This window comes from Amycolatopsis plumensis (genome assembly GCF_042652605.1).
Lineage (GTDB): Bacteria > Actinomycetota > Actinomycetes > Mycobacteriales > Pseudonocardiaceae > Amycolatopsis > Amycolatopsis plumensis.
The window spans coordinates 9,560,845-9,587,028 of sequence record NZ_JBHSJY010000001.1 but is presented as its reverse complement, the minus strand read 5'-3'; the positions used below and the strand labels follow the sequence as shown (position 1 = coordinate 9,587,028).

General features: G+C 68.6%; 29 protein-coding genes and 2 pseudogenes. 14 read left to right on the top strand and 17 right to left on the bottom strand.

Annotated elements, in window-relative coordinates; translation table 11 throughout:
- Positions 1-14: 14 nt before the first annotated feature.
- Genes ACFPLC_RS46370 through ACFPLC_RS46355 form a run of 3 tightly spaced genes read right to left on the bottom strand, consistent with a single transcriptional unit; the run spans position 15 to position 2,280 of the window.
- Positions 15-818, bottom strand: coding sequence for a deazapurine DNA modification protein DpdA family protein (locus ACFPLC_RS46370; protein WP_378207429.1), 804 nt, complete (start codon positions 816-818; stop codon positions 15-17).
- A complete protein-coding gene (locus ACFPLC_RS46360) occupies positions 815-1,363 on the bottom strand; it encodes a VUT family protein (RefSeq protein WP_378207431.1) in 549 nt (182 codons plus the stop codon). Before ACFPLC_RS46360 ends, ACFPLC_RS46370 begins: the two co-directional genes overlap by 4 nt.
- Positions 1,360-2,280 (bottom strand): hypothetical protein, encoded by a 921-nt coding sequence (locus ACFPLC_RS46355; protein WP_378207434.1) that lies wholly within the window; start codon positions 2,278-2,280, stop codon positions 1,360-1,362. The genes ACFPLC_RS46360 and ACFPLC_RS46355 overlap by 4 nt, the downstream gene beginning before the upstream one ends.
- Between ACFPLC_RS46355 and ACFPLC_RS46350 the strand changes: the two genes are divergently transcribed.
- The 4 genes from ACFPLC_RS46350 (at position 2,257) to ACFPLC_RS46335 (ending at position 4,101) form a co-directional block, all read left to right on the top strand.
- Complete coding sequence (locus ACFPLC_RS46350) at positions 2,257-2,772, top strand: hypothetical protein (RefSeq protein WP_378236235.1); 516 nt, start codon at positions 2,257-2,259, stop codon at positions 2,770-2,772. The genes ACFPLC_RS46355 and ACFPLC_RS46350 overlap by 24 nt on opposite strands.
- A 54-nt stretch (positions 2,773-2,826) precedes the next feature.
- Complete coding sequence (locus tag ACFPLC_RS46345; RefSeq protein WP_378207440.1) at positions 2,827-3,237, top strand: hypothetical protein; 411 nt, start codon at positions 2,827-2,829, stop codon at positions 3,235-3,237.
- A 167-nt stretch (positions 3,238-3,404) separates the two neighbouring features.
- Positions 3,405-3,542: a hypothetical protein gene (locus ACFPLC_RS46340; protein ID WP_378207442.1), complete on the top strand. Its 138-nt coding sequence runs from the start codon at positions 3,405-3,407 to the stop codon at positions 3,540-3,542.
- Positions 3,543-3,633: 91 nt separating this feature from the next.
- On the top strand, positions 3,634-4,101 hold the full coding sequence (locus tag ACFPLC_RS46335) for a hypothetical protein (protein ID WP_378236234.1): 468 nt from the start codon (positions 3,634-3,636) through the stop codon (positions 4,099-4,101).
- Positions 4,102-4,186: 85 nt separating this feature from the next.
- On the opposite strand, the gene ACFPLC_RS46330 is transcribed toward ACFPLC_RS46335, so the two are convergent.
- A protein-coding gene (locus tag ACFPLC_RS46330; protein WP_378208302.1) for an IS3 family transposase occupies positions 4,187-5,346 on the bottom strand; the annotation gives its coding sequence in 2 pieces (ribosomal slippage) (positions 4,187-5,065 and positions 5,068-5,346; 1,158 coding nt in all).
- A 392-nt stretch (positions 5,347-5,738) separates the two neighbouring features.
- On the opposite strand from ACFPLC_RS46330, the gene ACFPLC_RS46325 reads away from it, so the two are divergent.
- A complete protein-coding gene (locus tag ACFPLC_RS46325; RefSeq protein ID WP_378208197.1) occupies positions 5,739-6,218 on the top strand; it encodes a helix-turn-helix domain-containing protein in 480 nt (159 codons plus the stop codon).
- A 260-nt stretch (positions 6,219-6,478) separates the two neighbouring features.
- Positions 6,479-7,681, top strand: a complete 1,203-nt coding sequence (locus ACFPLC_RS46320; RefSeq protein WP_378208199.1) for a UDP-N-acetylglucosamine--N-acetylmuramyl-(pentapeptide) pyrophosphoryl-undecaprenol N-acetylglucosamine transferase — start codon at positions 6,479-6,481, stop codon at positions 7,679-7,681.
- 11 nt (positions 7,682-7,692) lie between these two features.
- Here ACFPLC_RS46320 and ACFPLC_RS46315 read toward each other — a convergent pair whose 3' ends face one another.
- From ACFPLC_RS46315 to ACFPLC_RS46290, 6 genes and pseudogenes are all read right to left on the bottom strand, one after another.
- Positions 7,693-8,340 carry a formyl transferase gene (locus ACFPLC_RS46315; RefSeq protein WP_378236233.1) on the bottom strand — a complete coding sequence of 216 codons (648 nt, stop codon included), beginning with the start codon at positions 8,338-8,340 and terminating at the stop codon, positions 7,693-7,695.
- Positions 8,337-9,524, bottom strand: coding sequence for a DegT/DnrJ/EryC1/StrS family aminotransferase (locus ACFPLC_RS46310; protein ID WP_378208205.1), 1,188 nt, complete (start codon positions 9,522-9,524; stop codon positions 8,337-8,339). Before ACFPLC_RS46310 ends, ACFPLC_RS46315 begins: the two co-directional genes overlap by 4 nt.
- Positions 9,512-10,521, bottom strand: a pseudogene (locus ACFPLC_RS46305) (dTDP-glucose 4,6-dehydratase). The gene ACFPLC_RS46310 and the pseudogene ACFPLC_RS46305 overlap by 13 nt, the downstream one beginning before the upstream one ends.
- Before the next feature lie 52 nt (positions 10,522-10,573).
- Positions 10,574-11,185: a dTDP-4-dehydrorhamnose 3,5-epimerase family protein gene (locus tag ACFPLC_RS46300; protein WP_378236232.1), complete on the bottom strand. Its 612-nt coding sequence runs from the start codon at positions 11,183-11,185 to the stop codon at positions 10,574-10,576.
- 174 nt (positions 11,186-11,359) lie between these two features.
- Positions 11,360-12,655 carry an IS256 family transposase gene (locus tag ACFPLC_RS46295; RefSeq protein ID WP_378236231.1) on the bottom strand — a complete coding sequence of 432 codons (1,296 nt, stop codon included), beginning with the start codon at positions 12,653-12,655 and terminating at the stop codon, positions 11,360-11,362.
- Positions 12,621-13,199 carry a hypothetical protein gene (locus ACFPLC_RS46290; protein WP_378236230.1) on the bottom strand — a complete coding sequence of 193 codons (579 nt, stop codon included), beginning with the start codon at positions 13,197-13,199 and terminating at the stop codon, positions 12,621-12,623. Before ACFPLC_RS46290 ends, ACFPLC_RS46295 begins: the two co-directional genes overlap by 35 nt.
- Between ACFPLC_RS46290 and ACFPLC_RS46285 the strand changes: the two genes are divergently transcribed.
- Positions 13,198-13,344, top strand: a complete 147-nt coding sequence (locus tag ACFPLC_RS46285; RefSeq protein WP_378236229.1) for a hypothetical protein — start codon at positions 13,198-13,200, stop codon at positions 13,342-13,344. The two genes, ACFPLC_RS46290 and ACFPLC_RS46285, sit on opposite strands and share 2 nt — an antisense overlap.
- Positions 13,345-13,528: 184 nt before the next feature.
- Positions 13,529-13,837: pseudogene (locus ACFPLC_RS46280) on the top strand (helix-turn-helix domain-containing protein); the annotation flags it as partial.
- 56 nt (positions 13,838-13,893) lie between these two features.
- On the opposite strand, the gene ACFPLC_RS46275 reads toward ACFPLC_RS46280, so the two are convergent.
- The 5 genes from ACFPLC_RS46275 to ACFPLC_RS46255 all read right to left on the bottom strand — a co-directional run bounded on the left by ACFPLC_RS46275 (position 13,894) and on the right by ACFPLC_RS46255 (position 19,232).
- Complete coding sequence (locus tag ACFPLC_RS46275) at positions 13,894-15,060, bottom strand: S8/S53 family peptidase (protein ID WP_378236228.1); 1,167 nt, start codon at positions 15,058-15,060, stop codon at positions 13,894-13,896.
- Positions 15,061-15,328: 268 nt separating this feature from the next.
- Positions 15,329-15,757 (bottom strand): ArsR/SmtB family transcription factor, encoded by a 429-nt coding sequence (locus ACFPLC_RS46270; protein WP_378208218.1) that lies wholly within the window; start codon positions 15,755-15,757, stop codon positions 15,329-15,331.
- Positions 15,758-16,125: 368 nt separating this feature from the next.
- A complete protein-coding gene (locus ACFPLC_RS46265) occupies positions 16,126-17,565 on the bottom strand; it encodes a DUF1996 domain-containing protein (RefSeq protein ID WP_378208221.1) in 1,440 nt (479 codons plus the stop codon).
- A 238-nt stretch (positions 17,566-17,803) separates the two neighbouring features.
- Positions 17,804-18,628 (bottom strand): class I SAM-dependent methyltransferase, encoded by an 825-nt coding sequence (locus ACFPLC_RS46260; protein ID WP_378208226.1) that lies wholly within the window; start codon positions 18,626-18,628, stop codon positions 17,804-17,806.
- A 49-nt stretch (positions 18,629-18,677) separates the two neighbouring features.
- Positions 18,678-19,232: a hypothetical protein gene (locus ACFPLC_RS46255; RefSeq protein ID WP_378208229.1), complete on the bottom strand. Its 555-nt coding sequence runs from the start codon at positions 19,230-19,232 to the stop codon at positions 18,678-18,680.
- Positions 19,233-19,411: 179 nt separating this feature from the next.
- Between ACFPLC_RS46255 and ACFPLC_RS46250 the strand changes: the two genes are divergently transcribed.
- A complete protein-coding gene (locus tag ACFPLC_RS46250) occupies positions 19,412-20,059 on the top strand; it encodes a DUF305 domain-containing protein (RefSeq protein WP_378236227.1) in 648 nt (215 codons plus the stop codon).
- A 9-nt stretch (positions 20,060-20,068) separates the two neighbouring features.
- Here the strand turns inward: ACFPLC_RS46250 and ACFPLC_RS46245 are convergent, their stop codons facing one another.
- A complete protein-coding gene (locus ACFPLC_RS46245; RefSeq protein ID WP_378208235.1) occupies positions 20,069-20,419 on the bottom strand; it encodes an ArsR/SmtB family transcription factor in 351 nt (116 codons plus the stop codon).
- 52 nt (positions 20,420-20,471) lie between these two features.
- On the opposite strand from ACFPLC_RS46245, the gene ACFPLC_RS46240 reads away from it, so the two are divergent.
- Both ACFPLC_RS46240 and ACFPLC_RS46235 read left to right on the top strand, forming a co-directional pair.
- Positions 20,472-21,809, top strand: a complete 1,338-nt coding sequence (locus ACFPLC_RS46240) for an MFS transporter (protein ID WP_378236268.1) — start codon at positions 20,472-20,474, stop codon at positions 21,807-21,809.
- Between the two features lie 21 nt (positions 21,810-21,830).
- Complete coding sequence (locus ACFPLC_RS46235; RefSeq protein ID WP_378208241.1) at positions 21,831-22,544, top strand: TIGR03943 family putative permease subunit; 714 nt, start codon at positions 21,831-21,833, stop codon at positions 22,542-22,544.
- A gap of 13 nt (positions 22,545-22,557) precedes the next feature.
- On the opposite strand, the gene ACFPLC_RS46230 is transcribed toward ACFPLC_RS46235, so the two are convergent.
- Positions 22,558-23,085 carry a GNAT family N-acetyltransferase gene (locus ACFPLC_RS46230; protein WP_378207900.1) on the bottom strand — a complete coding sequence of 176 codons (528 nt, stop codon included), beginning with the start codon at positions 23,083-23,085 and terminating at the stop codon, positions 22,558-22,560.
- Positions 23,086-23,196: 111 nt separating this feature from the next.
- On the opposite strand from ACFPLC_RS46230, the gene ACFPLC_RS46225 reads away from it, so the two are divergent.
- From ACFPLC_RS46225 to ACFPLC_RS46215, 3 genes are read left to right on the top strand one after another with little or no spacing between them, the layout of a single operon-like run.
- Complete coding sequence (locus ACFPLC_RS46225; RefSeq protein WP_378207898.1) at positions 23,197-24,288, top strand: ABC transporter substrate-binding protein; 1,092 nt, start codon at positions 23,197-23,199, stop codon at positions 24,286-24,288.
- A complete protein-coding gene (locus ACFPLC_RS46220; RefSeq protein ID WP_378207895.1) occupies positions 24,266-25,321 on the top strand; it encodes a FecCD family ABC transporter permease in 1,056 nt (351 codons plus the stop codon). Before ACFPLC_RS46225 ends, ACFPLC_RS46220 begins: the two co-directional genes overlap by 23 nt.
- Positions 25,312-26,109 carry an ABC transporter ATP-binding protein gene (locus ACFPLC_RS46215; RefSeq protein ID WP_378207892.1) on the top strand — a complete coding sequence of 266 codons (798 nt, stop codon included), beginning with the start codon at positions 25,312-25,314 and terminating at the stop codon, positions 26,107-26,109. The genes ACFPLC_RS46220 and ACFPLC_RS46215 overlap by 10 nt, the downstream gene beginning before the upstream one ends.
- Positions 26,110-26,184 lie beyond the last annotated feature (75 nt).

Here is a 26,184-nt window from a genome sequence, read left to right as displayed (position 1 = left end):
GCCCAATCCTTTGGCTACTTGCTCGCGGTCTCTTGCCGCGCGCGGAAGTCGGCCCCGCGGTCGGGCCGGTAGCCAGGTTCTTCAGTGCGCAAGGAGGTCAAAAGCCGGGTATGCCAACCCAACGCGAAGCGCAGGCAGTTGGATTCGCTGCGATGGCTGGGCGTGCAGCCGGGGACATACCGGCCGCGGAAACTCCAGGCTGCTGAGTCACTGCTGGAGATTGCGTCGGCATAGCGCCCCAGGCCGAGCACCTTCGCGCCGAACGCGTGCAAACGGTATCCACGAGCCGACAGCGACCGCATGATCTGCTCGACTTCCGCAGTGTGCTGACGACGGCACACACTGCCCACCCCGACCAGCGGCAGCGCGGAGAGATCGATGTCGTGTCTTTCGTAGAGATCCGCGCACCGGTTGTAGTCCGCAATGGACTGGCTCTGCAGCACAGGGATGATCGGCAGCTCGGGCGCAAGGTCCCGCAGCCGCAGGTAATTGGCAACCGTGCGGTTCTGGTGGACGCGCACCGTCGCACCGGTGCGTGCCAAGACATGGGCTTCCGTCATGTGGTCCATTGGTGCGGCCCATTCGAGGTGGCTGATCTCGGTGGCGTAGCGGCGAAGCGCCGCGACGTAGCTGCGTTCGTCGATGCGCCACCGGCCGTGCATCGACAACTCCGTGAAGCCTCCTGAGTCGCACGCCCACGGCCCGGTCGCGCGCGGCAGGCTGCGCCGGTCAGCCAGCCTGCGGTGGGAGACCAACAACGGGACGCCGAGATCGTGGGCGAGCCAGGACGGCTGATGGGTGCCAAGGAAGAACCTCATCGCGACACCGCCCGCCGAGCGACCTTCGCCAGCAGCAGCGCCGCGACCGTGAGCGTGGTCGCGGCCGTCTTGCCGAGGAGCTGACCAGGTACCGCGGCGAAGGACCCGAACGCCAGCGGCACGAACAGCACGCTGTCGCTCACCAGCCCGGCGACGTTCGAGCCGACGACCGCGCCGAGCCGTGACCGGTCCCGAATCCGGCCGTAGACGAGCGAGTCGAAGGTCTCGGACACGGCGAACGCGACGACGCTCGCGACGGGGATCTGCGGTGAGGCCAGCGACCAGGACAGCCATGCGCCCACCGCGATCGCGGCGAGGACGCCTGCCGTGCCCAGGGCCTCATGCAGCAGATCTCGCAACGTCAGCGTCACCCCGGCCCACAGCGTGCCGGCGGGCACGATCAGCGAGCCGACGAGCAGAGCCGACCAATGGGTGGAGGCCCAGTTCGCCATCACCACCGAGCCGACATAGGCGGCCGACACCGCCAGACCCGACCAGACGAGCCCATGCCCCGCCTCCGGGCGGGAGCGCGCCAGCCCGGTCATGCCGCGCGCTCCTCGGTGACTGCGGCACCGGACCGGCACGACCACGGCGAGCAGCCATCAGGATCGTACTCCTCCGCCGCCTTGGCGGAGACCATCCTCAGGTGCCGCTTTCCGGGAGCGGGCAGGTCGAGGTCGACTTCGTCGGGCGGCCGGCACGACCGGTGCAGGAAGTACTGCCCGCGCAACTCCTGGCCCTGCTTGGTGGCGTGCGGGTAGCCGTCACGGATGGCGCGGTCGAACTCGACCGCCTCGGCCCAGCCGTCGGGGTCGTTGTCGCGCAGCCAGCGCCAGCCCGCATTGCCGTGGAAGGGGCACCCGACGCAGGCGCTTTTCACCGTTTCGCCGAACCCGCGCTCGGCGAGATAGTTGGCGCACCGCGCGCGGTCCCAGCCGAGGTCGATCAGCGGGAAAACGTTGCGCAGGTATTTGACGCCGGAGTCCTTGGCGCGGGTGAACTCGTCGGTGCTGACCCCGATGGCCTGCTCGACGTACACCCCGTGCGGCACCCGTCGTGGATGCGGGTAGCCGAGCAGTTCGCGCGCTGCCTTCTTCAGCGGCGAAATCTTGTACTCGCTAGTACATTGCCTGCGTGCCAAGCCGCGGCTGCCGTCTGGGTTGAGCACGTGCAGCGGCATCGACACGAACCGGTGGGCCGGGTCCAGCGCGTCGTCGCGGATGTTGCCCGCCGACACCGTGCGCACCGGAATGCCGAACTTTGCGGCGTGCGCACGCAGCCGGGCGAGGTTCGCGTACACCGCGCGTGGTTCCCAGCCGGTATCGGCGAACAGCGCGACATCGAAGCGCGGGATCACGCCCTCGCATGCCAGCAGGAGCACGGCGCTGCTCTGGACCCCGGCACCCAGCGAGAGGCATCGCAAGACCGGACCGGCGTCGTGAATGGAGGCTGGTGTGGTCATGCCGCGTTCACCTCCTGCGCGTATCCGGAGGGCTCGGTGGAACCGGCGCCGAGGAGCGCGGCGAGGTCAGCGAGCAGCAACCCGCGGCGTACGTGGCCTGCTGCGGGACGACGCCGTCCTACCGAGCACGGCCCGGTGACCAAGCACCGCTCCGATCACGCCGTCAACGCCCTGAACTGGCTGCGCACCAGCACTGAACGACCTGCCGCGCCCGAACGCCGCGCCCGACGCATCCGACGAGCCGGGAGGTGGCGGATGAATCCCCTTCTGCCCGTAGTGGATTGGCTGATGTCGGCCTACGACTCGACTTGGCACGCCTTTCCCGCCGCTCAGGTCGGTGACCCGGCACGCACGTTCTACCAGGCGCTGTGCGACCACTCGGTCCCAGCTCGCCATGCCGAGCGCACCGCGCCGCGCGTGTTCTGCCCCGCCTGCCTCGTGCTCTACGGCGCTCACATCCCCGACGAGCAGCGTTGGCAAACCGACGGCTGACGTCCGTCGCCCACGAACTCCGCAAAGAACCTTCACGATTGGAGAGGCAACCCGATGACCGCGGCACTCACACGCGGCCAGCAACCCCACCAGCTCGACGACGATCATCAGCGAAGGCGCACCCATCCGCTGGATGCATTGGTGCCCGATCCTGCCGGGCTGCCGGCGGTGTGTGACGAGCTGGAGTTCGCGGCGATCTTGGAAGAGATGGTCGCCGACGAAGCGCCCCGGCTGTTCGGCGTCGTGCAGGAGTACGGCGAGCGCGTTGACGGTCGAATCGCCGCGTGGGGCCTGGCTTTCGACGATCACACCGAAGTCGTCTCGGCCGGTCGGACGCGGCAGATGTGTTTGCAAGCACCGGAAAACGCGCTGCGCCTGTTCAGGGTCGGCAGCCAGATCCGGGCTCGGCTGGTGTGGTTCAACCTGGACGCGGCGACCCCTGCCGGGGACGACGAAGCCGCCTGAACCGGACACGCGGGTGTCAGCGGATGGCGTGCTGTGGCTTCCGGGCCTGTTCCGGCCGTTGCTGCACGCCATCCCCGACCCCCAGAACTTCTGTTGCAGAACATGATGCTCGCTCGGCTCGAGTTCGACGCTGCTGCAGAGGTCTTCACGCTCGAGGAGATTCCCTGATGGAGGACACCGCCGAGGCGATCTTGCTCCATCCGCAGCGGGCGCTCAGTGCGTCCGGTCGAGTAGTGGAAGGAGGTGTCGTCGATGACGACGTTGGCGCAGGTGCGACCACCGGCACTCCGATCGGCGAAATCTGAAGACACCGCGATGCCAGAGTGGCCCGTTCACGTCGAATCCTTGACGTTGGCGGCTCTTCCTACGGCCGTGGGCTCGGCTCGAGCCTTTGTCGTGTCCACCTTGGAGCACTGGCGGACACCGGCTGCGATCGGAGATGCTGTGCTGCTCGCGGAGGAGATGGTCGGCCGCTCGGTCGCGATGACCGGGCCCGACGAATCGATCGTCAACTGGTGGGCGCTGCCGACTCTGGAGTTGCTGACAATCCGCCTCGTCTGCCTGCGCCGGAGCATTAGGCTGGAAGTGTGGGACTCGGCCCCTGTCACGTCAGAGGCGTTGCTGAAGACCAGTGAGGACAGCTGCTCCCTGGTCGAAGCATTGCATGTGACCGCCGCACGCTGGGGTGAGGTCCCGGATGGTCGAGGCCGGACGGTTTGGGCGCAACTCCCGGTATTCGAACGTACTGAGCGTGGCTTGCCGAAACGTCCACGCAATCCGACGCCGTATCCGCGGCGTCCGGCGGCCAGCGACCCAACCGTCGAAGCTATGGAGCGCATTCTTCATGGCATCGAAGGTTTCTAGTCACGACATTGAAGTGGAAGGCATCACTTGTGGCACCCGCAGAAGGGGCTGCCCAGACTTCGGTTGACACCGGAGCTGACTATTTTCAGGCCGCTGCTGCGGCTGTGTAGATGGTCTCAAACTCGACTGGGGTGAGCTTGCCCAGGGCGCGTTGCCGGCGTTTGCGGTGGTATTTCGTCTCGATCCAGGACACGATCGCCAACCGGAGCTCCTCCCGGGTGCGCCACCGCCGGGTATCGAGAACGTTCTTTTGCAGCAATGAAAAGAACGATTCCATCGCGGCATTGTCACCGCACGCACCGACCCGCCCCATCGACCCGGTCAGCCCATGAGCGTGCAGCAGGCGCCGGTAGGCCGCTGATCGGAATTGGGCTCCGCGGTCGGAGTGGACCACGACGCCGTGTGGCTCGCGCAGTGCGATGGCGTTGCGCAGCGCGCCAACGGCGAGTGAGGCTCGCATGTGGTCGGCGATGGAGTACCCGACGATCTTGTTGGAGTAGCAGTCCTTGACCGCGCAGAGATACAGCTTGCCCTCGCCGGTGGGATGCTCGGTGATGTCGGTCAGCCACTTGGTGTTCGGTGCGGCGGCGGTGAAGTCGCGGCGGACGAGGTCGTCGTGCACCGGCGGCCCCGCCTGACGTGTACGGCCTTTCTTCTTGGCGTGCAGCGAGAAGATCTGCTGCATCGAGCAGATCCGCCACACCCGGTTCTCCGACGCGGCGAAGCCCTGTCGGGCGAGCTCGTCGGCGATGAACCGGTACCCGTCCGCCGGGTCATCGGCATGGATCTTCAGGGCGGCGTTGATCAGATGCGCGTCGTCGAAGTCGCGCTGCGAGACCGGGGACGAACACCACTGGTAGTAGGCCTGCCGGGAGAACCCCAGCACCCTGCACGTCACCGCGACCGGCACCCGCACGGGGGCGCCGGCCGCGGCCAGTTCACGGACGAGCGGGAACGCTATTTTCCCGGCAGGTTGCCCTGCGCGAGATAGGCTGCGGCCTTGCGCAGGACCTCGTTCTCCTGCTCCAGCAGCCGGTTCCGCTTCCGCAGTTCCCGCAGCTCGGCGGACTCGTCCCGGGTTACGCCGGGCCGCGCGCCGTCCTCGACGTCGGCCGAGCGCAGCCAGTTGGCCAGGCACGATTCGGAGATCCCGAAGTCTTTGGCGACCTGCTTCAACGGGGCCTCGCCGCGACGGGCCACGGCGATGACGTCGTCACGGAACTCGCGGGGGTAGGGCTTGGGCACGGTGACATCCTTCCAGGTGAGGCTGAAGCCTCACAGGTGAGGTGTCAACCAGACCCTGGGCAGACCCGTACAACGTCACGGTATGTCCGAGCAGCAGATCTGGGACATCTTGCAGGCTCAGGGGGTGTCGAGCGGCCGACATCATGAATGGGGGACTGCGTACCGGAGGCGTGGGCGGGAGTGTGACTCCAGTCCTGGCTGAGCGAGTTCGCCTGCCGGATGCTCCACTCTGCGGCTTCGCCGCTCTCGGTACTGAGAACCTGCACGCGCCCAGAGCGCAGGGGGAGCCGGATCTGCTGCCGGACGCTCCTGCGACGAGAGTGGCCACTTCATCGGACGAGGCGACGCGTTGGGACACAATGGCCAGTGGCGGTGACGTATCGACTGCTCTGGTGCCAGGGGCCGAGGTCGGCGCCCTTGATGCGGATGTCTATCAGCGAATCCTCGGCGACGAGCTCCGGATGCTACGACGTCGGCGTGGCTGGACGCGGAAGGAGCTGCAGCGGCAGTTGCCAAGTGGCATTTCCGTGCAGACTCTCGCAACGTACGAGCTGGGTTCCCGGCAATGCTCAGTGGTGCGCTTGGCCGAGCTGTGTCTTGCGATGGGCGAACTTCCGCAGCACTTGATCGCGAGAGTGCATCAGCGTGTCGTTGTGGATGGACCCGGCCACGTCCGGGTGAACCTGCGCTGCCATGTGACCCTCGTCGAACCTCACTTTGTACCGCTGCGCCGCTGGGCTGAGGATCGGCTCCGCCAGCCCGGCGCGTGCGAAGACGTTCAGCTGGATCTGGCGGCGCTGTGTCGCATGGCCGAACTGTGCGACCTTCAACCCGTCGAGCTGGTCGCCTTTCTGCGAGATCTCCGCGGCTGAAACCTCAGTCCTATGCCGGTGCCGCCAGCCCGACGCGCTCGCGCTGCAGGTACCCGGTAATACCGCCGCACGTGCGGACTAATTCACGCGCGGCGGCTGGGTGCTTGTCGCGGTCGTTGTGCTCAACGCCCAGAGCAGCGGTCGCAGGTTGTCAACATTTTGGGTACGTAACGTGAGTACCTGCCGTCTGCCGAGACCGTGAGGCGTGGCAAGCTGCCAGCGGACGAGATCCGGCAGCGTAAGCAGAAAAGAGGCACCCTGTGAGCACCGATGGCCTCGGCGACGATCGTCGTCGCGGGGACCGCGCGTTGCGGCTCCTTGTCACGGGTGGTGGTACGGGCGGTCACACGTATCCGGCGTTGACGGCCGTTCGCGCGGCCGGCGCTCGGATCGGTGCCGGTGGAGCGGCGGTGGAGGTTCTGTGGATCGGGACGGCCGGGGGGCTGGAAGCCCGGGTAGCCGAGCGTGAGGGCATACGGTTTGTCGCGGTTGCCGCGGGCAAGATCCGGCGTGCGCGGAATCCGCTGAAGATGCTGTCGTGGGCGAACGTCAAGGACATGGGCAGGGTCCCGCTTGGTGTGGTGCAGGCGATCCGGGCGGTCGCTGCGTTCGGACCGGATGTGGTGCTGGCGACGGGTGGTTACGTGTCGGTGCCGGTGAGTCTGGCGGCGTGGGTGTGTCGGCGGTCGCTGGTGGTGCACGAGCAGACGGTCCGGCTGGGGCTGGCCAACCGGCTTTTGGCCCGGATCGCGACGACGATGGCGGTGTCGTCGGCGTCGACGCTGTCGTTGCTTCCGGGACGGGTCCGGGAACGTGCGGTGGTCACGGGGAACCCGGTGCGTCCGGAAGTGCTGGCCGGGCATGCGGGGAAGGCTCTTGAGGCGCTGGGTTTGGAGGGCTTCGACGCGGCCCGGCCGACGGTGTATGTGACCGGGGGTGCGCAGGGCGCTGTGCAGATCAATCAGCTGGTCGGCGAGGTGTTGCCGTGGTTGTTGGATCGGGCGAACGTGATCCATCAGTGTGGTCCGGCCGCGGTGGACGGGATGCAGGCCGCGCCAGCCAGCCTGCCGGCGGACGTGGCGAGCCGGTATTTGCCGGTCGGGTTCGTCGGGGCCGAGTTACCGGACGTGTTCGCGCTGGCGGACGTGGTGATCTCGCGCAGTGGCGCCGGCACGATCGCCGAGCTTACCGCGCTGGGGCTGCCGTCGGTTCTGATCCCGCTGGCGTCTTCGGCCGGTGGGGAGCAGACGCACAACGCGCGTCACCTCGCGGAGGCGGGCGCGGCCAGTGCGCTGCTGGACGAGGCTACGCCGACCGCTTTGCAGGAGGCGCTGGAACCGTTGCTGACCGACCCGGCGCGCCGGAGCTCGATGGCCGAGCTCGCCCGCCAGCATGGCCGTCCCGACGCCGGGGATCGGCTCGTCGATGTGGTGCTGGATGCGGCCGGGGCCGACCATCGCTGATCCCGCCGCGGTCAATGGGGGAGTCCGGACAGTGCGCGGGTCCAGTCGGAGCGCTCGCCCAGCAGGTGGTTGTCCCGGCTATGGTGCGTCACCGCCAGGGTGGGGTTTTGCGGTTGAGGTCTGATCCGGCCGAGGAGGGGCAGGGTGTCGGTGATGAGCTGGCGGCCGTGGGCGATGGCCCGCCACCAGACGTCGCGGACTTCGTCGAGGTCCGGCCAGATGGAGAACAGCGCTTCGGCGAGGATGGGGCCGGAGTCGACGCCTTCGTCGATGACGTGCAGGGTGATGCCGGCGAGGTCGTCGCCGTTGCGCAGTGCCCAGTTGACGGGCCGTACTCCGCGGTACTGGGGCAGGCGCCCCGGGTGGCAGTTGATGATCTGCGGTGTCGCCTGGATCAGCTCGGGGCCGATGATCTTGTCGTAGAGGACGCTGACGACCAGATCGCACCGACCGGGCTCGAGCTCGCGCAAGTCACCGGAGCCGACAATGCGTACGTCCGGCCAGCGTGCCGTGACGACCGCGGTGAGGCTGACGTCCCAGGCGGGTTCGGGGGTGGTCGGGATGACCGTGTCGAGCACGGTGTCCGGCAGCTGGGCGATGGTTTCGCACGTGTGGACGGCGAGGGCGCCCTTGCCCAGCACGGCGGCGCGGCGCATCATCGCCCTCCGCGTTCGCCGGCCGACACGGGCGTGGTGCCGTCGGGCGCTGCGAGTTCGTTCTCCAGTGCCGCCGCGAGCGTGGCGGTCACGTGGCTGATGTCGTCGTCGGTCAGGTCGGGGTGAAACGGCAGGCTCAGGATCTCACCGGCGATGTCTTCGGTGTTGGGAAGGGGCCGTGACCAGCGGGTGAAGGCCGGTTGGAGGTGGTTGGGTGGGTAGTGCACCCCAGCCTGGATCCCCGCGGCGTGGAGCTGTGCATGGACGGCGTCCCGCGCTGGAGCGGGGACGCGGACGACGCAGTTGAACGGCACGGTGTTCACCACGTCCAGGTCAACCAAAGCGGCAATCGGGATGTCGGTCAGGGCGGTGGCGTACTGGTGCCACAGCTGCTTGCGGCGGGCGGCGATGTCGGCGAAGCGGGCGAGCTGGACGCGTCCGATCGCGGCGTGCAGCGTCGAGAGGTGGTAACGAAATCCCGGCTCATGCACGGCGTAGGACACGGTTGCGACCCGCCTTTCGCGAGGACTGCCGATCCCGAGCAGCCGTGCGCGCCGCAACCAGCCGGCTTCCGTGGGCGTGCGGGGCACGATGGCGCCGCCGTCGCCGCAGGTCAGAGCCTTGATCGCGTCGAAACTGAAGCATGTCAGCGCCCCGGTCGCCCCCACCCGGTGTCCGCGGTGCTGGGAGCCGAAGGCGTGCGCGGCGTCCTCGACGACTGCGATGTCCCGGTCGGCCAGCCGTGCCGTGATGGTGGTGAGGTCGACGGCGCGGCCGCCGTAGAGCACGGGCATAACCACGCGGGTCGCTGGTGACAGGGCGGCCTCGATGTGGTCGGCGGTGGCGCAGAGGGTGTCGGGGTCGACGTCGGCGAAGCGGGGGTGAGCGCCGGTGGCGAGGATGGCCTGCACGCTGGCGCAGAAGGTCAGCGACGGTACGACGACGTCGTCGCCGGGCCCGACCCCAGCGACCAGGAGGGCCAGGTGCAGCGCGGCGGTGCCGGTGGCGACCGCTACGACGTCATCGACGCCGAGATACGCGGCAAGTTCAGCTTCGAACGCTTCGGTCTCCGCCCCATGACCGTATTGGCCGGCTGCCAGCACGCGTCCGATGGCGGCCAGTTCGCTGCCGTGCAGGAACGGGCGCGCATTGGCCGCCGGCCCGCTGGGGCTGGTCACGACGGCCATGCGGTCGTCTCCAGCAGTGCGCCCGCGCGCGAGGCGGCAGCGCTGTCGTGCGGGTCCAGCCGCTCGGGGTGAGCGCGATACCACGCGATCGTGTCCGCCAGCGCGGCCGGGAAGTCGCGGTGCGGGGTGAAGCCGATGGCCGCGACCTTGTCCCAGGTCATGCTGTAGCGGATGTCGTTGGCGGGCCGGTCGGGCACGTAGGTGATCGCGTCGGCGCCGTGGCCGGTGGCGTGCAGCAGGAGCTTGGTCAGCTCGAGGGTGGTGAGGTCGGTGCCGCCGCCGATGTTGTAGGTCTGCCCGGGGACGCCGTGGCGGAGGACGAGTTCGATCGCTCGGCAGTTGTCCTCGACGTGCAGCCAGTTTCGGGTGTGCCGGCCGCGGCCGTGGACAGTCACCGGCTCTCCGGCCAGGAGCAGGCCGAGGAAGCGTGGAATCAGCTTTTCCGGGTGCTGGCGTGGCCGAAGTTGTTGGAGCTGCGGGTGATGCACACCGGGACACCGCGGGAGACGTGGTAGGAGTTCGCGAGGATGTCGCTGCAGGCCTTGCTGGCCGCGTACGGCACGGTCGGGAGCAGCGGCGCGTCCTCGGCTGCGGATCCGGTCGGCAGCGGCCCGTACACCTCGTCGGTGGATACGTGCACCAGCTTGGTGACGCCGGTTCGCATCGCTACGTCCAGCAGAGCTTGGGTGCCCATGACGTTCGTGCGCACCGATTGGCCGACGTCGCGCAGCGACCGGTCGACGTGCGATTCCGCCGCCAGATGCACGACCCAGCCGTGCCCGGGCAGGACCGCGGACACAACATCATGGTCGCGGATGTCGCCGTGAATGAACCGCAGCTTCCCCGAGGTCTCGGCATCGGCGAGGTTGCGGCGGTCACCGGCGTAGGTCAGCGCGTCGAGCACGGTGACCCGCTCCACGTCGTCGCAGGCGACGAGCCGGTCGACCAGATGCGACCCGATGAACCCGGCGCCACCGGTGACGAAAACTGTGTGCATGATGATCTCCTCTCTTGAATCGGGCAGGAACGGAACAAGGCGAACGGAGAGGTCAGCTGGCCTGCGGAGCGGTCGCGCCGTGCAGGGGCAGGCACGAGAGGTAGCTGGGAAGAATCCCGGCTTGACGTGCCTCAGACATCCCGGGTGCGTTGGCGTCCTTGGCCGCGAGCCGGGGAGTGATGTCGGACGGCCAGGCGATCGCGAGGTCCGGATCAAGCGGGTTCACGGCGCGCTCGTGCGCGTCGCTGTGCGGCTGCGACAGCAGATACAGCAGCGTCGCGTCGTCCGACAGCGCCAGGAATGCGTGTCCCAGCCCGGGTGCGAGGTAGACCGCATTCCGGTTGCCCTCGTCGAGCCGCTCGGCATGCGAGCGGCCGAAGGTCGGCGACCCGACACGCAGGTCCACGATGACGTCCAGTACCGCCCCGCGCAGGCAGGTCACGTACTTCGCCGGCCCTCCCGCCGCGGTGACGCGGATCCCGCGGAGCACCGAACGATGCGACACCGAACAGGTGGCTTGCCGCACAGCGAGGCTCACGCTGGCGGCGGCCGCGAACTGTCCACTATGGAAGTACTCGTGCACACTGCCGCGCTCGTCGGTGAACGCCGACGGCGAGACCTTCCATGACCCGCTGATCGGCAGCCGCTCGATACGGGATTCCATGCCGTCCCCTCCGAATTCCGCGCCAAGCTGTGACATCAGCACAACGGGGCAGCGGGTCTGGTCGCGCAGTTCATGACTCGCGATGCGACGGCGAGCCGGTTCGACCAGACCAGAGTCGCGCGGACGTGTTCTGCGAGGGGTCTATCCCGTGATCGGTGTTTCCGGCGTTGTTGATCAGTAGGTTTCGGCTCCCGGCCAGCGGTCACCGAACGTGATGGCGAACGCGTTGATCACTGGCTTCCAACGCATCGTCCACCGGGCGCGGCCTGTCCCGGTCGGGTCCAGGCTGCGGGTCACAAGGTACAGGCACTTCATCGCGGCCTGCTCGGTCGGGAAGTGCCCTCGTGCACGGACTGCCCGCCGGTAACGGGCGTTCAATGATTCGATCGCGTTCGTGGAGCAGATCATCGTCCGGATCTCGACGTCATAGTCAAGGAACGGCGTGAACTCATTCCAAGCGTTGCGCCACAAACGAATCACCGCTCCATGCTTCGCCCCCCATTTCTCCTCAAATTCGTCGAGAGCGACCGCGGCGGCGTCCGGGCTGGGTGCGGTGTAGATGGGTTTGATGTCGCGTTTCACCGCCTCCCAGTCCCGGCGGGACACGAGCCGGAACGTGTTGCGAATGAGGTGGACGATGCAGGTCTGCACAATAGTTTGCGGCCACACGTTCGTCACCACCTCGGGCAGGCCTTTGAGGCCGTCGCAGACGAGGAAGAACACGTCCCGGATGCCGCGGTTCTTCAGGTCGATCAGCACGCTCATCCAGAACTTCGCGCCCTCGCCGCCGGTGCCCATCCACAGGCCCAGGACGTCCTTGTGACCGTCGATGGTGACGCCGATGGCGGCATAGACGGGCCGGTTGGCGACCTGGCCGTCGCGGACCTTGACATAGATAGCGTCGATGAACACCGCCACGTACACCGCGTCGAGGGGACGGTTGGACCATTCCTGCATCTCGGCGACGACCTTGTCGGTGATCCGTGAGATCGTTTCCTTGCTGACCGAGGATCCGTAGATCTCGGCGAAATGCGCCGAGATATCCCCGCTCGTCATTCCCTTCGCATACAGCGACAGCACGATCTCATCCACTTCGGTGAGCCGCCGCTGCCGTTTCTTCACGATCTGCGGTTCGAACGTGCTCTCCCGGTCCCGTGGTACGTTGATGCCGACCTCACCCGCAGCGTCCGAGATCACCGTTTTCGGGCGTGTGCCGTTGCGCACGTTCGTCGACTCCCGGTCCGGGTCGGCCTGGTTCTTCTCGTGCCCGAGGTGCTCGGTCATCTCCTCGTTGAGGGCGGTTTCCAGCACGTTCTTGGTGAACAGCTTCAGCAACCCGTCCGGCCCGGTCAGCGCCAGCCCGCGGGCCTTCGCCTCGGCCACCATCGCCGCCGCGGCGGCCTGCTCCGGCGACAGCTCCCGCGTCGGCTTGGACTCACTCTTGCGTGGACTCACAAGGTCCGATGTCATCACTCACAGTGCCCATCCCGCCGGACCTCAGCCCGGCGTGTCGGGCCGGAAACACCGATCCTGAGACAGTCCCCCCGCTGACCCCGTGGACCGACGGGTGGGGCGGCGCCGTCCACGCCCCACCCGGTGCGTGCGGGCCGCGTCGCCTCGCCGGCCCGGTGCACTCGGGAGGCCGGCCGTGGCTGCGCGTGAGTTCGTCCCGTGTGCTCGACCGGCGGCGAGCCGGGCGCGTACTTGCGCGGGACCGCAGGCGTCGAGGATGGTCGGCCGATAGCTCGGCACCGTCAGGGCCCGTGCTCCACCGCTCCAGCGAGCTCCAGGTGAGTTCGGGCAGCGTGCCGCTGGCAACGTCGAGGTCGGCCCGGGCACGGGCGTAGAACTCGTTGCGGAGCCGCATGGTGTTCTTGTAGGCGTCGATGAATGCTGCTTTGTCGGGGCTGTCTTCGTCCAGGGTGCGTTCGAGCTGCCATGCCTGCTCATGCCATGCCCGGGCAGCGGCGATCGTGGCGGGATCCCCGAGCAGGAGAACGGTTTCCCATTTCATGGCCCGCTCTGTCTCTGCCTCGGCCAGCTCGGCGGACGCGGTGTCCAGGTCGACAGGCCAGCCGGTGTCGAGCAGATTCCTGGTCTCGGCGATGCGTCGGCACAGCCGGACCGAGCGTTTCACGGCGTTTGCGTACTCGGTGTAGGCGGTCAGGCGTTTGTCGTCCCATCGCGCGGACTGGGTGCGCCGCCAACGGATCCGCTCGGTCGTGGTGGTAGCGATGAACGTGGCGGCGGAACCTAGTGCCTCATCAAGGAACGTTGACGTGGTAACCGTGTCGCGTGGACATCCGGGCTGGTGAGCGCGAGGCTGGCCGGTGGAGGTGAGTCATGGCACGTGCGCCGGAGGTGTTCGCGCGGTCGTTGGAGCCCGAAGAGGCCCAGCGGCTGGTCAAGATCACGAGGTCGACCCATGATCGGGTGCGGCTGCGGCGGTCCGGGATCGTGCTGGCCTCAACCCAAGGCCGGTCCGCGGGCGAGATCGCCGCGATGTTCGCCGCGAGCGAGGGGTATGTGCGGGATGTGATCCACGCGTTCAACGACTCCGGATTCGCGGCGTTGTCCCCAAAATGGAGGGGCGGCCGACCAGCTAAGTTCGGGCCGGCCGCCCGTGAACAGATCTGCCGCATCGCCGCCTGCAAACCCGCCGAGCTGGGGTTGCCGTTCACGACCTGGAGCCTGGCCAAACTGGTCGACTACCCTTGGGGGTGCCGAGCCCGGTCGGGCCGTCCCAGCCCGCGCCCGCCTTGCACTGCACGGTCACCGAGCAGCTGCCGTTGCTGCCGGAGGTCACGTCGTAGAGGTTTCCGCTGTGGGAGTAGGGATACCCGCCGGGCGTGTCGGAGGAGCCAGGGGTGCCGGCCAGTGCGTAGACCGAGGCGATGATCGGGGCGGAGGCGCTGGTGCCGCCGTAGACGGCCCAGCCGCTGCCGCCGTAGGTCTTGTAGACCGCGACGCCGGTCTGCGGGTCGGCGACCGCGGAGACGTCGGCGTTGGCGCGCTTGCTGCATCCCGTCGTAACGTTCTGGAACGCCGGCTTCGCCACACTGGTCGAGCAGCCGCTGCCCGCGCCGCTCCACGCGGTTTCGGTCCAGCCGCGGGTGCCGCCGCCCTGGGTGAGCGAGGTCCCGCCGACGGCGGTGACGTATTGCGAGGAGGCCGGGTAGCCTGATGCCGTAACCGGAATCGCCAGTGCTGGCGGTGATGGCGACGCCGGGGTGGTGGAAGTAGCTGGAGTCGTAGCTCGGTTCGCTGCCGTCTTCCCCGCCGCCGTAGCTGTTGGAGACGTACTTGGCGCCCAGCGAAACGGCGGTGTTCACCGCGGTGCCGAGGTCGGCCATGCTCGGCTGGCTCGCCTCGACGAGCAGAATGTGGCAGCTGGGGCAGATGGCCGAGACCATGTCGACGTCGAGGGAGATCTCTCCGGCCCAGCCGCTGTCGGCCGTCGGGAGCGGGCTGGTCTGACCGTTTTGGTTGACCTTCTTGAAGCACCCGTTGGCGGTGGTGCAGGCCGGCAGGCCGTAGGTCGACCGGTAGGTGGCGAGGTCCGACTCGGCGTTCGGGTCGTCGTAGGCGTCCACAATGGCCACCGTCGCCGAGGCGCTGCCACTCGCGGTCAGGTTGTACGCGGAGCGCAGTCCGGAGGGCCCGAACCCGCTCGGGAGGGCGTTCGGGGCGAGCGCGGCTCGCATGGTGTCGGTCTGTCGTTCGGCGAAACACGTTGCCATGCCGGGTTTCGCGGTCTGTGCGCAGACGCGCGCGGTCGGATGGACTGCGGCCGCGGTGGCGGGGAATGCGGGGGTGGTCAAGGCCAGGGCCGCGAAACCGGCTATGGCGAGGACTCTTCGGGGTGAACGACGCATGGATCACTCCTGGAGAGGTGTTGCGGTGGACAGGGATCCCCATGGGTGTCCTGTTTATACAGTCCCCGGGCTCCCGGCGGCCCCGTACTGACGCCGGTGACGTAATCGATGCCGTTCGCCCCGGTGGTTGTTCCGCCGAATGGCCCGCGGATCAATCGGTTATGTTGTCCTGTTCGCTCACGAACAGGACAAAACGGTTGATGACCGCGCCCGACTTTCGTCGTGAACCGCCTCCGACTTTCGTCGGGCCGAGCGCGGTGACCCCCTCCTACTTTCGTCGCAGGACTCGGCGGACCGGCTGCGAGTCATCAAGCCGGTTCCGGTGAATCGGACGGTCGGACAGGTCCTGCCCCGGGGGCATGCTTGCTCGGACGCGTTCGCTGTAATGAACGACTTCGTCGAGGAGTTCGATCACATGGTCACCGACGAGACTGTAGATCACGGCGCGGCCGCGCCGGGTGCTGGACACCAGCCCGGCAGCTCGCAGGAGGCCCAGGTGCTGGGACGTGGACGGTTGAGGTTTTCCGATCGTCTGGGCCAAGGTCGTCACCGTCAGTGGCCCGTGCCGCAGTTGAGCGAGGATCAGCAGACGGCTCGGACTGGCGAGCGCACTCAGTGTCGCGGCGACGGTGGCGACGGTTTCGACATCGAACCGGGCGGTCGGCTGACGGCGTGTGCTTTCGGCGCCGGACTCCATGATGGACACCCTAGCGTCGGGTACGAGTCCCGGCGCCGGGGTTCTCTACAACAAGGACCGTCTGATACCGGCATGGACCTGACTGATCCCGATATCGACGACAGGTGACCGATGTCGCGCCGGGTGACGAAGTCGCCGCGTCCTTACCCGGCCTGGGCGGCGATGCCGAGTACGTGATGGCGGACTATTGGGTCCGCAAGCCCAGGGCGGTCACCTGGGACGCCGCTGCGGTTCCTGCTTCGGGCGAGGCCGCTGTACCTGTCCTCCGGCTTCTTGCCGGTTCTGGTCGAGCGTTCGGGTTTGGGGGCGTCTCGAGCGAACCTGACAAGTCGCGTGGGCCCGCGGTTTCGCGGGCCCACGCGAGGGTGTCACTGCGAGCAGCGTTTGCCGCTGTTGATGCACTTGACGACCTGGTTCATCAGGCGCTGGCCCATGACGTTGGCGAAGTCGTCGTGGTCCGAGCGCGGGTTGTGCTTCTCCTGAGCGAATGCGTCCACTTTGTACTGGCCGTTGACCTGGACGTCCCGTGGGATGTTGTAGGTGAGCGTGATCCGCAGCTGGGGGACGTTCTTGAAGCCCTGCGGGCAGCGGCCTTGCTGGTCGGAGAACACGATGTGGGTGCGGTGGTTGGCGCTGTCGATGTTCTTGCCGTCCCAGCAGTTCGGGAAGGCGTGGATGCGCTTGACCTTGCTGCCTTCGGGGCAGATGGGGTACTTGTCGGTGAGCCGGTCTTCGAAGCCGCTGCACGTCCAGCTCGGCCGGGCGTTGGCCGGGCCGTTGGTGCTCTGCTTGGCGTCGCCGTAGAGGATCCGGAGGAACTGCGGCATGGCCACGACCTGCCGTGCGCCGCCGCTGGTGAAGGTCAGGTCGGCGCGTTCGACGCGCTGGATTTCGCCTTCGTTGTCGCCGATCTCGTTCTTGTCGTTGACGCCGGGCAGTTCGGCAGGCTTGCCGTTACTGTTGCCGCCGCCGTTGTCGACGCCGCCCTGGCCGTTCTTCTTCAGGGCGCAGGCCGCGAGGCCGCCGAGGTCGGCCGGCTTCGCTCCGGTCCGGCCGATGGCGATGGCGATGCGGTCGAGGGTGGCTTTGCGCTTGTCCTTGAGTGGGCCGACGACGGCGTTCTGGATGTCCTGGTCGGATTTCAGATCGCCGCCGGCGATCCGCGTGTTGGCTTCCTTGACCTGGTTGTCGAGGAGGTCGAGGTTGCGCTCGACCTCGTTGGCCGCCTGGTCGGGGACATCGGCGAGCTTGCTGGCGACGTCCGGGCAGTCGACCTGCGCGGCCGCCTTGTCCTGCTTGGCCTGCTCGCGATCGGCCGAAACGTCCTTGGCGGGCGGGTTCTCCTCGTCCTCCTCGGTGTCGATGCGGACGACCGGCCAGAAGTAGGCCGACTTGTCGCCGTTCTTGCAGGTGGTGCCGGCCTTGGCGAGGCTCTTGTTGTTCGAGTCGGCGTTGGTGGAGAGGTTGCCGACGTAGTCGTGCAGGTGCTCGGCGCCGTTGCGGACGCCGGGCTGGGCGATGAAGTTGTCCGGGTTGAAGTGCTGGTTCTCGTTGCGGCCGCAGTCCACCGTGAAGGTTCCGCGGGCGCCTTGACGCTGCAGTGCTTGGTTGACGTTCGTGCCTCGGGGCACCTTGGTGATGTCGATGAAGAACGACTTGTCCACTTCGGACGCTCTGGCGGTGTCGGTGCCGCCGGTCGTCGTCGCGACAACCAGGGCGCCTGCTGCGAGGGCGAGGCTGATGCCGGCCGTCGCGATCTTGGTGCGGCGGGTGATGCGGTGTCGGCCCGTGGCGGGGTTTCGGGGCATAAAGTTGTTCACCTCGTTCGGTCTTCCCGGGCGCAGCAAGGTTAAGCGCGGCCCGGGTAGCAACCATTGACACGTCCGGTCCGGACGCGCGGGACCCGGGGGAGCGGCCGGAGGTCCGGATCTCCGGTCGCTGGTCCCGACGTAGGCTGAAACGGACAGCCGTCACGAACGGTTCAAAACGCGATCCGGCCGTTATCTTTTCGTTACCAAGGTGGGCCGCAAGCGCGAGCGCACGTCGTCACTCGGGCTTGCTGAGGAAGAAGTAGGCGTAACGTTCGTCGAGTTCGTTCTTCGGGACGAGGTGGATCGCCCGTGGGGTGAGGCCGCACCGTTCGGCGAGCTGCCAGAACTCGTCGATGGGGTAGGTGGTCATTTCGGCGAGCCCGGAGCGGTAGGCGCGGCGCCGTGGCTTGGTCCGCCAGTGGCCGGCGTCGTACTTGATCTGGATCAGCGCCAGGCCGCCCGGGGCAAGAACTTCGCTCGCGATCCGCAGCAGCCGCTCGCCGTACTCCGGCGAGGGGATCAGCTCGAAGACGTAGAAGGACACGAAGACGTCGCACCGGCCTTCGACCTGAGGGATCGCGGCCTCGGGCTCGGCGACGTCGATCTCGATCGCGCGAAACGGCGTGTCGCAGGCGGCGCGAACCTGCTTTTCGCACTCCCGAAGGGTCTCCGGCGAGATGTCGACTCCGATGAACTCGTCCGCGCGCGGCGCGAAGTGCACGGCGTTCGCGCCGCCGCCGCAGCCCCATTCGAGAACCCGCTTCCACGGCCGGGTGAATCCGGCCATGCGGGCTCCGGCGTCGAACAGGTCCAGGTGCTCGGCGCCGATGCGCGACCACAGGTCTCCGCCGTCGAAGACCGCTGCGTCCTTCCAGTGGGAGTTGCCCTGCCACCGGTCTCCGGAGGGTTGACGCCAGTAGGCCTGGGCGTCGGCGGAGATCCGCGTCTCCGGCTGTTTGGCGCCGATCGTCGCGAGCGCGCGCTGTGTGAAGTCCTCGGCGCCGCGCGCAAGCTTCTTGGCTCTTCGCACGGCCGCGTGCAGGGTGAGATTTTCGGGCATGACAAGGAACCTCTTCGCTGTCGTCGAGGCGAGCGGGTGGGCGGGGAGCTCAGACCGCGAGCGGCGGGCCGCGACGAGCCCGGGTGCGCCGCAGGAGCACCTCGGTCGCGGTGTCCGAGGCCCGAGGGCTCGGCACGGCGACCCACAGTGGCGCTCGCACCGGCGAGGGCAGCAGTACCCGGCGGAGCGTGGTGATGACGACGTTGCAGACTGCCAGGACCGCGGCGTCGGCGTGCGCGAGCAGCAGCCCGACGATCAGGACCGCGCCGATGTGGCCGCCAATCATCAGTCCGGCGTTGCCGCCGACGAGGTCGTCGGCGGTGTGCGGGGCGAGCAGGCCCCGTGGCAGGACAAGCACGATGTGGAGCAGAAGCTGGCCCAGTGCCAGGGCGGCGATCGTGGTGACGGCGCCGCGACGGCGATCGGCGTAGGCCGTGCCGGCCCAGCTGACCAAGCCGGCGACCAGGAACGTGAGCTCAGTGTCGGGAAGCTCGCCGCCACCCAGCACGTGCGCGGACACCCCGAGCGCGGCGGTCGCCCCGCCGAGCACCACGCCGCGGACGACGCGGACCGTGGCCGGCAGGCGGCGTGCAGGACGCTTCACGGAATCCAGCGTAACCACAAAGCGTGTCCGGCTGTCCAGTGTCCGGACGCGTACGCATTGTCCACCAACCAGCGCTTCACCTGGTGTGTTTCCCGCTCGCAGTCACGCTTCCGGTACGGTCACGCGCCACGGCCGCGAACACGAGGAGTGCAACGCGGACTTCCGGACGGAGCACGGTGATGGATTTGCGGCGAGTTCCCGCCGCGGTCAAGGCGGCTGCGGTCGTCGTCGTGCTGCTGCTCGGCGCCGCCATCGGGGTGCTGCTGCAGTCCTCGGTGTCCGCGCCGGACGCGGTGGCCGAGCCGGGCGGCATCGAGGTCGGGTTCGCGCAGGACATGACGGTGCATCACCGGCAAGCCGTCACGATGGGCAGCTGGGCACGCGACCGCACCACCGATGGGGCGGTCCGGCAGCTCGCCTTCGACGTGGAGCGGGGACAGACCGAGCAAATCGGCCGGATGCAGGGCTGGCTGGCCGCGTGGGACCGGCCGTCGCAACCGGCGGGCCGGTACATGACCTGGATGCCGGACGACGGCCACAACCACGGCGGTGCCGCCGGCTTCGACGGCGTCGCGACCATGCCCGGGATGGCGACCGAGCAGGAGCTCGCGCGGCTGCGTTCGCTGTCCGGGCGCGAGATGGACGTCTACTTCCTCCAGCTGATGCGCCGGCACCACCAGGGTGGCCTCCCGATGGCGCAATATGCGTTCGACCGGACGGGCGTCCCCGCTGTGCGCGCGCTCGCCCGCAGCATCGTCGCCTCGCAAACCGACGAGGTGGGCGTCATCGAGCACATGCTGTTCCTCCGTGGGGCCAAGGCCTGGTGAGCCACGGGCTCAATCGTGGTCCGGGATGCCGTGGATGTGGTGGTCCGCGGCGTTCATGACCTCGGCCAGCAGGCGGCGGACGTGGCCGCCGCGGGCCCGGTAGAAGGTGTGACGGCCGTCGCGCCGCAAGCTCACCAACCCGGCGAGCCGGAGCTTGGCCAAGTGCTGCGAGACCGCCGGACGGGCGATCCCGACGGCGGCGGCCAGGGACGCGACGTCGTACTCGTCGCCGCTGAGCAGCCAGAGCATCCGCAGCCGGCCCGGTTCCGCCAGCATCCGAAGAGCGGTGGCGGCGGTTTCGAGCTGGTCAGCGGGCGGAAGCTGAGCCCATTGCTCACCAGACTCGTCGTGTGCGTACATGTGCACCTATCATGGAGGGGTACTCGTCGTCAGTCAGGAGTTTCGCGTGGTCTTGTCCTTGTTCCGTCATCGGGACTACCGGCACCTGTTCACCGCCCAGCTCGTGGCGCTGTTCGGCACCGGGCTGACCACGGTCGCGCTCGGCCTGCTGGCCTACGACCTCGCCGGGGCCGACGCCGGTGCGGTGCTGGGGACCGCGTTGGCGATCAAAATGGTCACCTACGTGACGGTGGCCCCCCTTGCCGGTGCCTACGCCGACCGCGTGCCGCGCCGAGTGATGCTGGTCTGCCTGGATCTCGTGCGGGCACTGGTCGTGCTGGCGTTGCCGTTCGTGGACCAGGTCTGGCAGATCTACGCCCTGATCGTCGTGCTCCAGTCGGCGTCCGCCGCGTTCACCCCGACCTTCCAGGCGGTACTGCCCGACATCCTGCCCGACGAACGGGACTACACCCGCGCGCTGTCGGCCTCGCAGCTCGCCTCGACGATGGAGAGCCTGCTGAGCCCCGTCCTCGCGGCCGCGGTGCTCACCCTCGTCAGCTTCCACTGGCTGTTCACCGGCACCTCGGTGGGCTTCCTCACTTCGGCTGCGCTGGTGCTGACGACCCGGATCCCGGACGCGGTCCGCAGCCACCGCGGCGGGGTGTGGGACCGCACCCTGGCCGGGGCGCGGATCTACGCGGCGACGCCGCGGCTGCGTGGGGTCATGGGCCTCAATCTCGTGGTCGCCGCGGTCGGTTCGGTGGTCATGGTCAACACCGTGAACTACGTCCGTGACGCGCTCGGCCGTGGCCAGGCGGACGTCGCGCTGCTGCTCGCGGCCAACGGCGTCGGCACGATGCTGGTCGCTCTGCTGCTCCCGCGCGTGCTCGACCGGGTCCGCGAACGCACGGTGACGCTCACCGGGGCGGCCGTGCTGCTGGCCGGGATCGCCGGAGCCATCGGACTGTCCACAGTGGACGGCGGTAGCTGGTTCGCCGCGCTGGCGGTGTGGGCCACCGTCGGGCTCGGCACCGGCCTTGTCCTGACGCCGGTGGGCCGGGTGCTGCGGCGCTCGAGTGCCTCAGCGGACCGGCCGGCGGTGTTCGCCGCCCAGTTCTCCCTATCGCACGCGTGCTGGCTGCTGGCGTACCCGATCGCCGGCTGGCTCGCCACCGAGGCGGGCTTCAGCACGACGTGGATCGTGCTCGCCGGGCTCGGGCTCCTCGGCGCCGTCGTCGCCGTCCGAGCCTGGCCGCGAGCCGACCACGACGTCCTCGAGCACACCCACGACGACACCACCGACCCGGCACACCTGACCGACGCCATCCAGGTCGACGACGGCCTGTGGCAGCATCGGCACGAGTACGTCATCGACCGCGAACACGACCGCTGGCCCACGGCGACACGGTGACGCCGGCGGAGAGGTCGTTGCGTGCGGCGTGAAGCGCAGAACATCCTGCTGCTCCTGGTCGGCGGCGCCCTGCTCAAGATCACGTTCGACGGCACCTACCTCCGCTACGTGAAGCCGGGCATGGCACCGTGGCTGATCGGCGCGGGTGCTGTCGCAGTGGTGCTGGCGGCCGTGGCGATCGTCACGGACATCAGGGGCCGCGGCGCAACCACGGACCACGACCACCGCACGCGCAGCACGTGGCTGCTGCTCCTGCCGGTCTTGGCGATCTTCTTGGTCGCGCCGCCTGCGTTGGGGGCGGACGCGGTGAACCGCAGCGGCCCCCGGACGGTCGCGGGACCGGTCGCCGACGGCACCGCCAAGGTGCCGTTCGCGCCGCTGCCGCCCGGGGACCCGGTCCGGCTGAAGCTCGACGAGGTGGTCACCCGGGCGGGCTGGGACAGCGCCGGCACGCTGGACGGCCGGGTCGTCGAGCTGACCGGGTTCGTCGTCCACAGCGCCAGCAGGAAGCCCTACCTGACCAGGATCGTCATGGGCTGCTGCGCGGCCGACACGTTCCCGGTCCACGCACTGCTCGCCGGTGACCGGCTGCCCGCCTGGCGCGACGACCAATGGCTCACGGTCACCGGCACCGTGGTCCCGAACACCGCGACCAAGGCGAACGGGTACACCCCGGCGCTGCGGATCCGTTCCGTCCGGGAAGTACCAGCGCCGCCGGACGTCTACGAGTATTGACTGCGCCGGGTAGCTACCCGGTCGGGCACCAGTAGCGCAGCCGTCCGGCGGGGCTGGTGTCCGTGAGCGCGCCCCCGTTGCGTTCGATCACGCGCCGCGAGGCGTGGTTGTCCGGCGCGCAGGTCAGCAGGGCGCGGTCCACGCCCGCCTCCCGGGCGGTACCCAGGACGGCTTGCAGCAGCGCGGTCGCATGTCCCTGACCTCGCGCGGTCGGCCGGATGTCGTACCCGATGTGGCCGCCGAACTGGGTCAGTTCTTCGGTGAGCCGGAGACTGAGCCGGGCTCGTCCGAGGAAGCGGGTTCCCTCGACCCACCAGTAGACGCGGTGGGGCGTCCGGTTGCGCGGATCGTCTGCCGCCCCCAGAAGGCCGGCCCAGCGCAGGTGCTCGAGCCAGCGCCGGAACGCCTGCGGTTCGGCGATATCGGCCGGCCGGAGCTCGGGGTACAGGCCCTCCTCGTGGTACTCGCGCAAGGCGGCGAAGAACGACTCGTGGTAGCTCTCGCCGGGGACGACCAGGCGGGGGCGAAGTCCGTGCACCATCCGACCATTCCCCACGTGTGCGGTCCCTGGCAAGACGTTTGAGCCACCGGAGGTTTTGGCCGAGTACGGTCCACCGGGAACCGGCGGCCGTTTTGATTCGACTACTGGGCAGTGAGCAACTACCCCTCTCCCCGCCGGGTCGCCCTCATCGCTGCGGTGCTTGCCGGGACACTGTCCGCGTGCGGCCAGGCCGGCTCCGCCGCGACGCCCGCCTCGTCGGCCACGATCGGCCAATCGGCGACCGCCGCGCCGACCACTTACCCACTGACCGTCGAAAACTGCGGCCGCGAAGTGAGGTTCGACAAGCCGCCGAGCCGGGTGGTGCTGCTCAACGGCACGTCGGTCGCCGAGGTGGAAGGCTTCATCGCGCTCGGAATCCAGGACCGGATCCTGGCCAACAGCCAGTCCTACGGGGTGTCCGACGACCCGGCGATGGTGGCGAAGGTGCAGGCCGTACCGCGCGGCGGGCTGACGCTCAACCAGAACTTCGAAGTCCCGCGGGAACAGGTGCTGGCGTTGCAGCCGGATCTGGTGATCTCGACGTGGGCAGGCGGGTTCGACGAGAAGATCGGCTCGGTCACTCGCGACCAGCTCGCCCAGGCCGGCATCAGGAGTTTTGTCACACCGGTCAACTGCGCTTTCGGTGATCCGTCGGCGAGCCCGCCGGATCAGCAGCGGTACAAGGAGCAGTCGGTCGAGTCGTCGTTCGAGCTGATGCTGCAACTCGGGAAGATCTTCGACGTCCAGCAGCGTGCCGCGGACTTCGTGAACCAGGCGCGGGCGAAGATCCAGGCAATCCAGCAGCGGGTCGCGGGCAAGCCGGCGAAGAACGTGCTGGTCGTCTATCCGGGCATGTCGATGATGAACAGCAACGGGCTACCCGCGGTCTTCGGCGGCGGCCTCTCCGACGACCTCGTCGCGAGAGCGGGCGGCAAGAACGCGTTCGCCGGCAAGACCAACGCGGAGCTGGCGGAGATCAACGCCGAAGCGCTGGCCTCAGCCGAGGTCGATGTGCTGGTGGTCGGGCTGTTCCAGCCGACGGAGAACGCCGACGTGCTCGCCGCCGACCTGTTCAAGAAGTTCCCGCAGTGGGCGGCGTCGAAGACGAAGACGTACACGTCGGTCTCCGACGGCTTCTACCTGGGACCGCTCAACACGTTCGCCGTGGAGAAGATCGCTGATGCAGCGCACGGCCGCGCGTAGCCCGCACCTGGTCTCCGGGCCGGGATTCGTGCTGCTGACAGCCGGATTGGCAGTGGCGTTGCTTGCCTCGGTGGCGTTCGCGATCGGCATCGGCACGGTGGACGTGCCGGTGGGGCAGGTCGTCTCCGTGGTCTGGGCGCATGTCGCCGGCGACACGGTGGGATTGGACTCGCTGAGGGATCAGATCGTCTGGCAGTTCCGGACGCCGCGGGTGCTGCTGGCCGCGCTCGCGGGCAGCGGGCTGAGCCTGGCCGGGGTCTGCCTGCAGACGCTGGTGCGCAACCCGCTGGCCGACCCGTACCTGTTCGGGGTGTCGGCGGGGGCGTCGCTGGGCGCGGTCATCGCCATGACGACCGGCGGCGCGCTGGTGGCCGGGCTGGGGGTGACGGGCGCGGCGTTCGCCGGGTCACTGATCAGCCTCGCGGTCGTGTTCGCGATGGCCCAGCGCGGCGGGCGGCTGCTCGGCAGCAGCCTGGTGCTGGCCGGGGTGGCGATCGCCTCCCTGGCGTCGGCGGCGACCAGCTACGTCCAGCTGCAGGCCACGCCCACCGAGCTGCGACAGGTGATGTTCTGGCTGCTGGGCTCGGTGTCCGGCGGCACCTGGGCTGATCTCGGTGTCCCGGCCGCGGCGATCGCACTCGTCGTGTGCTGGCTGCTGACGCAGGGGCGGTCGATGAACGCGTTGTCGGTTGGCGACGACACCGCGGCCGGGCTGGGGGTCGACGTGCACCGGCTGCGGATCCTGCTGCTGGTCGCCGCGTCCCTGCTGACCGCGACCGTGGTCGGCGTCGCGGGCGGGATCGGGTTCGTCGGGCTGATCGTGCCGCACGCCGTGCGGCTGGTGGTCGGGCCCGACCACCGCAAGGTCTTCCCGGTGTCGCTCCTGGCAGGTGCGGTGTTCCTGGTGCTCGTCGACCTGGTCACCCGCACGATCGACCGGCCGAACGAGATGCCGATCGGCATCTTCACCGCCGCCTTGGGTGCACCGTTCTTCCTGGTACTGCTACGCAACCGAAAGCGGGCATGGCGATGAGGGTGCTGGTCGACGGCGTGTCGGTGCGGATCGACGACACCACCATCCTGGACCGGGTCGGCCTGGTCGCGGAGCCGGGCACGATCACCGGTGTCATCGGACCCAACGGCTCGGGCAAGAGCACCCTGCTGCGGTGTGTCTACCGGGCGCTGAAGCCGACCGCGGGAGCCGTCTACATAGGACAGGATGATGTGTGGCGGTCGAGCGCGCGTGAGGCGGGGCGGCGGACGGCGGTGGTCGCGCAGGACCACGATCTCGACAACGACTATTCGGTCCTGGAGATCGTCGCGATGGGCCGGAGCCCGCACAAACGCTTGCTGGAACGGGAAACCGAGGCCGACCGGGCGATCGTGGAGAACGCGCTGGCCCGGGTCCGGATGGGCTGGGCGGCCGAGCGGGTCTTCGCCACGCTGTCCGGCGGCGAGCGCCAGCGCGTCCTGGTGGCGAGAGCGCTGACGCAGGAGGCGCCGGTGCTGCTGCTGGACGAGCCGAGCAACCACCTCGACATCGGCGCCCAGCACGAATTGCTGGACCTCGTGCGGGAACTGGGGCTCACGACGGTCGCGGCGCTGCACGACCTCGACCACGCGACGACGTACTGCGACCGGCTGGTGCTGGTGCACGGCGGCGCGGTGGTCGCGTCGGGGCCGGCGGAGGAGGTGCTGGTGGCCGAGCGGGTCGCGGAAGTCTTCGGAGTTCTCAGCGCGGTGGTCCCGCACCCGTTGACGGGACGTCCCCATTTCGTCACGGCGTCCCTCCAGGACACGACGACGCATCGCGCAGGGTGAGCCGCGCCACCGAAATCGCCGGGAACTCGAAGTGGCCGGTGCCCGACTCTTGCTGGCGAGGCAGGCGAAAGGAGC

Coding starts and splice junctions, on each gene's coding strand:
- ACFPLC_RS46370 (WP_378207429.1), bottom strand. CDS start 818: ATGAGGTTCTTCCTTGGCACCCATCAGCCGTCCTGGCTCGCCCACGAT.
- ACFPLC_RS46360 (WP_378207431.1), bottom strand. CDS start 1,363: ATGACCGGGCTGGCGCGCTCCCGCCCGGAGGCGGGGCATGGGCTCGTC.
- ACFPLC_RS46355 (WP_378207434.1), bottom strand. CDS start 2,280: ATGACCACACCAGCCTCCATTCACGACGCCGGTCCGGTCTTGCGATGC.
- ACFPLC_RS46345 (WP_378207440.1), top strand. CDS start 2,827: ATGACCGCGGCACTCACACGCGGCCAGCAACCCCACCAGCTCGACGAC.
- ACFPLC_RS46340 (WP_378207442.1), top strand. CDS start 3,405: ATGGAGGACACCGCCGAGGCGATCTTGCTCCATCCGCAGCGGGCGCTC.
- ACFPLC_RS46315 (WP_378236233.1), bottom strand. CDS start 8,340: ATGATGCGCCGCGCCGCCGTGCTGGGCAAGGGCGCCCTCGCCGTCCAC.
- ACFPLC_RS46310 (WP_378208205.1), bottom strand. CDS start 9,524: ATGGCCGTCGTGACCAGCCCCAGCGGGCCGGCGGCCAATGCGCGCCCG.
- ACFPLC_RS46300 (WP_378236232.1), bottom strand. CDS start 11,185: ATGGAATCCCGTATCGAGCGGCTGCCGATCAGCGGGTCATGGAAGGTC.
- ACFPLC_RS46295 (WP_378236231.1), bottom strand. CDS start 12,655: ATGACATCGGACCTTGTGAGTCCACGCAAGAGTGAGTCCAAGCCGACG.
- ACFPLC_RS46285 (WP_378236229.1), top strand. CDS start 13,198: ATGGCCCGCTCTGTCTCTGCCTCGGCCAGCTCGGCGGACGCGGTGTCC.
- ACFPLC_RS46290 (WP_378236230.1), bottom strand. CDS start 13,199: ATGAAATGGGAAACCGTTCTCCTGCTCGGGGATCCCGCCACGATCGCC.
- ACFPLC_RS46275 (WP_378236228.1), bottom strand. CDS start 15,060: ATGCGTCGTTCACCCCGAAGAGTCCTCGCCATAGCCGGTTTCGCGGCC.
- ACFPLC_RS46270 (WP_378208218.1), bottom strand. CDS start 15,757: ATGGAGTCCGGCGCCGAAAGCACACGCCGTCAGCCGACCGCCCGGTTC.
- ACFPLC_RS46265 (WP_378208221.1), bottom strand. CDS start 17,565: ATGCCCCGAAACCCCGCCACGGGCCGACACCGCATCACCCGCCGCACC.
- ACFPLC_RS46260 (WP_378208226.1), bottom strand. CDS start 18,628: ATGCCCGAAAATCTCACCCTGCACGCGGCCGTGCGAAGAGCCAAGAAG.
- ACFPLC_RS46250 (WP_378236227.1), top strand. CDS start 19,412: ATGGATTTGCGGCGAGTTCCCGCCGCGGTCAAGGCGGCTGCGGTCGTC.
- ACFPLC_RS46245 (WP_378208235.1), bottom strand. CDS start 20,419: ATGTACGCACACGACGAGTCTGGTGAGCAATGGGCTCAGCTTCCGCCC.
- ACFPLC_RS46230 (WP_378207900.1), bottom strand. CDS start 23,085: ATGGTGCACGGACTTCGCCCCCGCCTGGTCGTCCCCGGCGAGAGCTAC.
- ACFPLC_RS46220 (WP_378207895.1), top strand. CDS start 24,266: ATGCAGCGCACGGCCGCGCGTAGCCCGCACCTGGTCTCCGGGCCGGGA.
- ACFPLC_RS46215 (WP_378207892.1), top strand. CDS start 25,312: ATGGCGATGAGGGTGCTGGTCGACGGCGTGTCGGTGCGGATCGACGAC.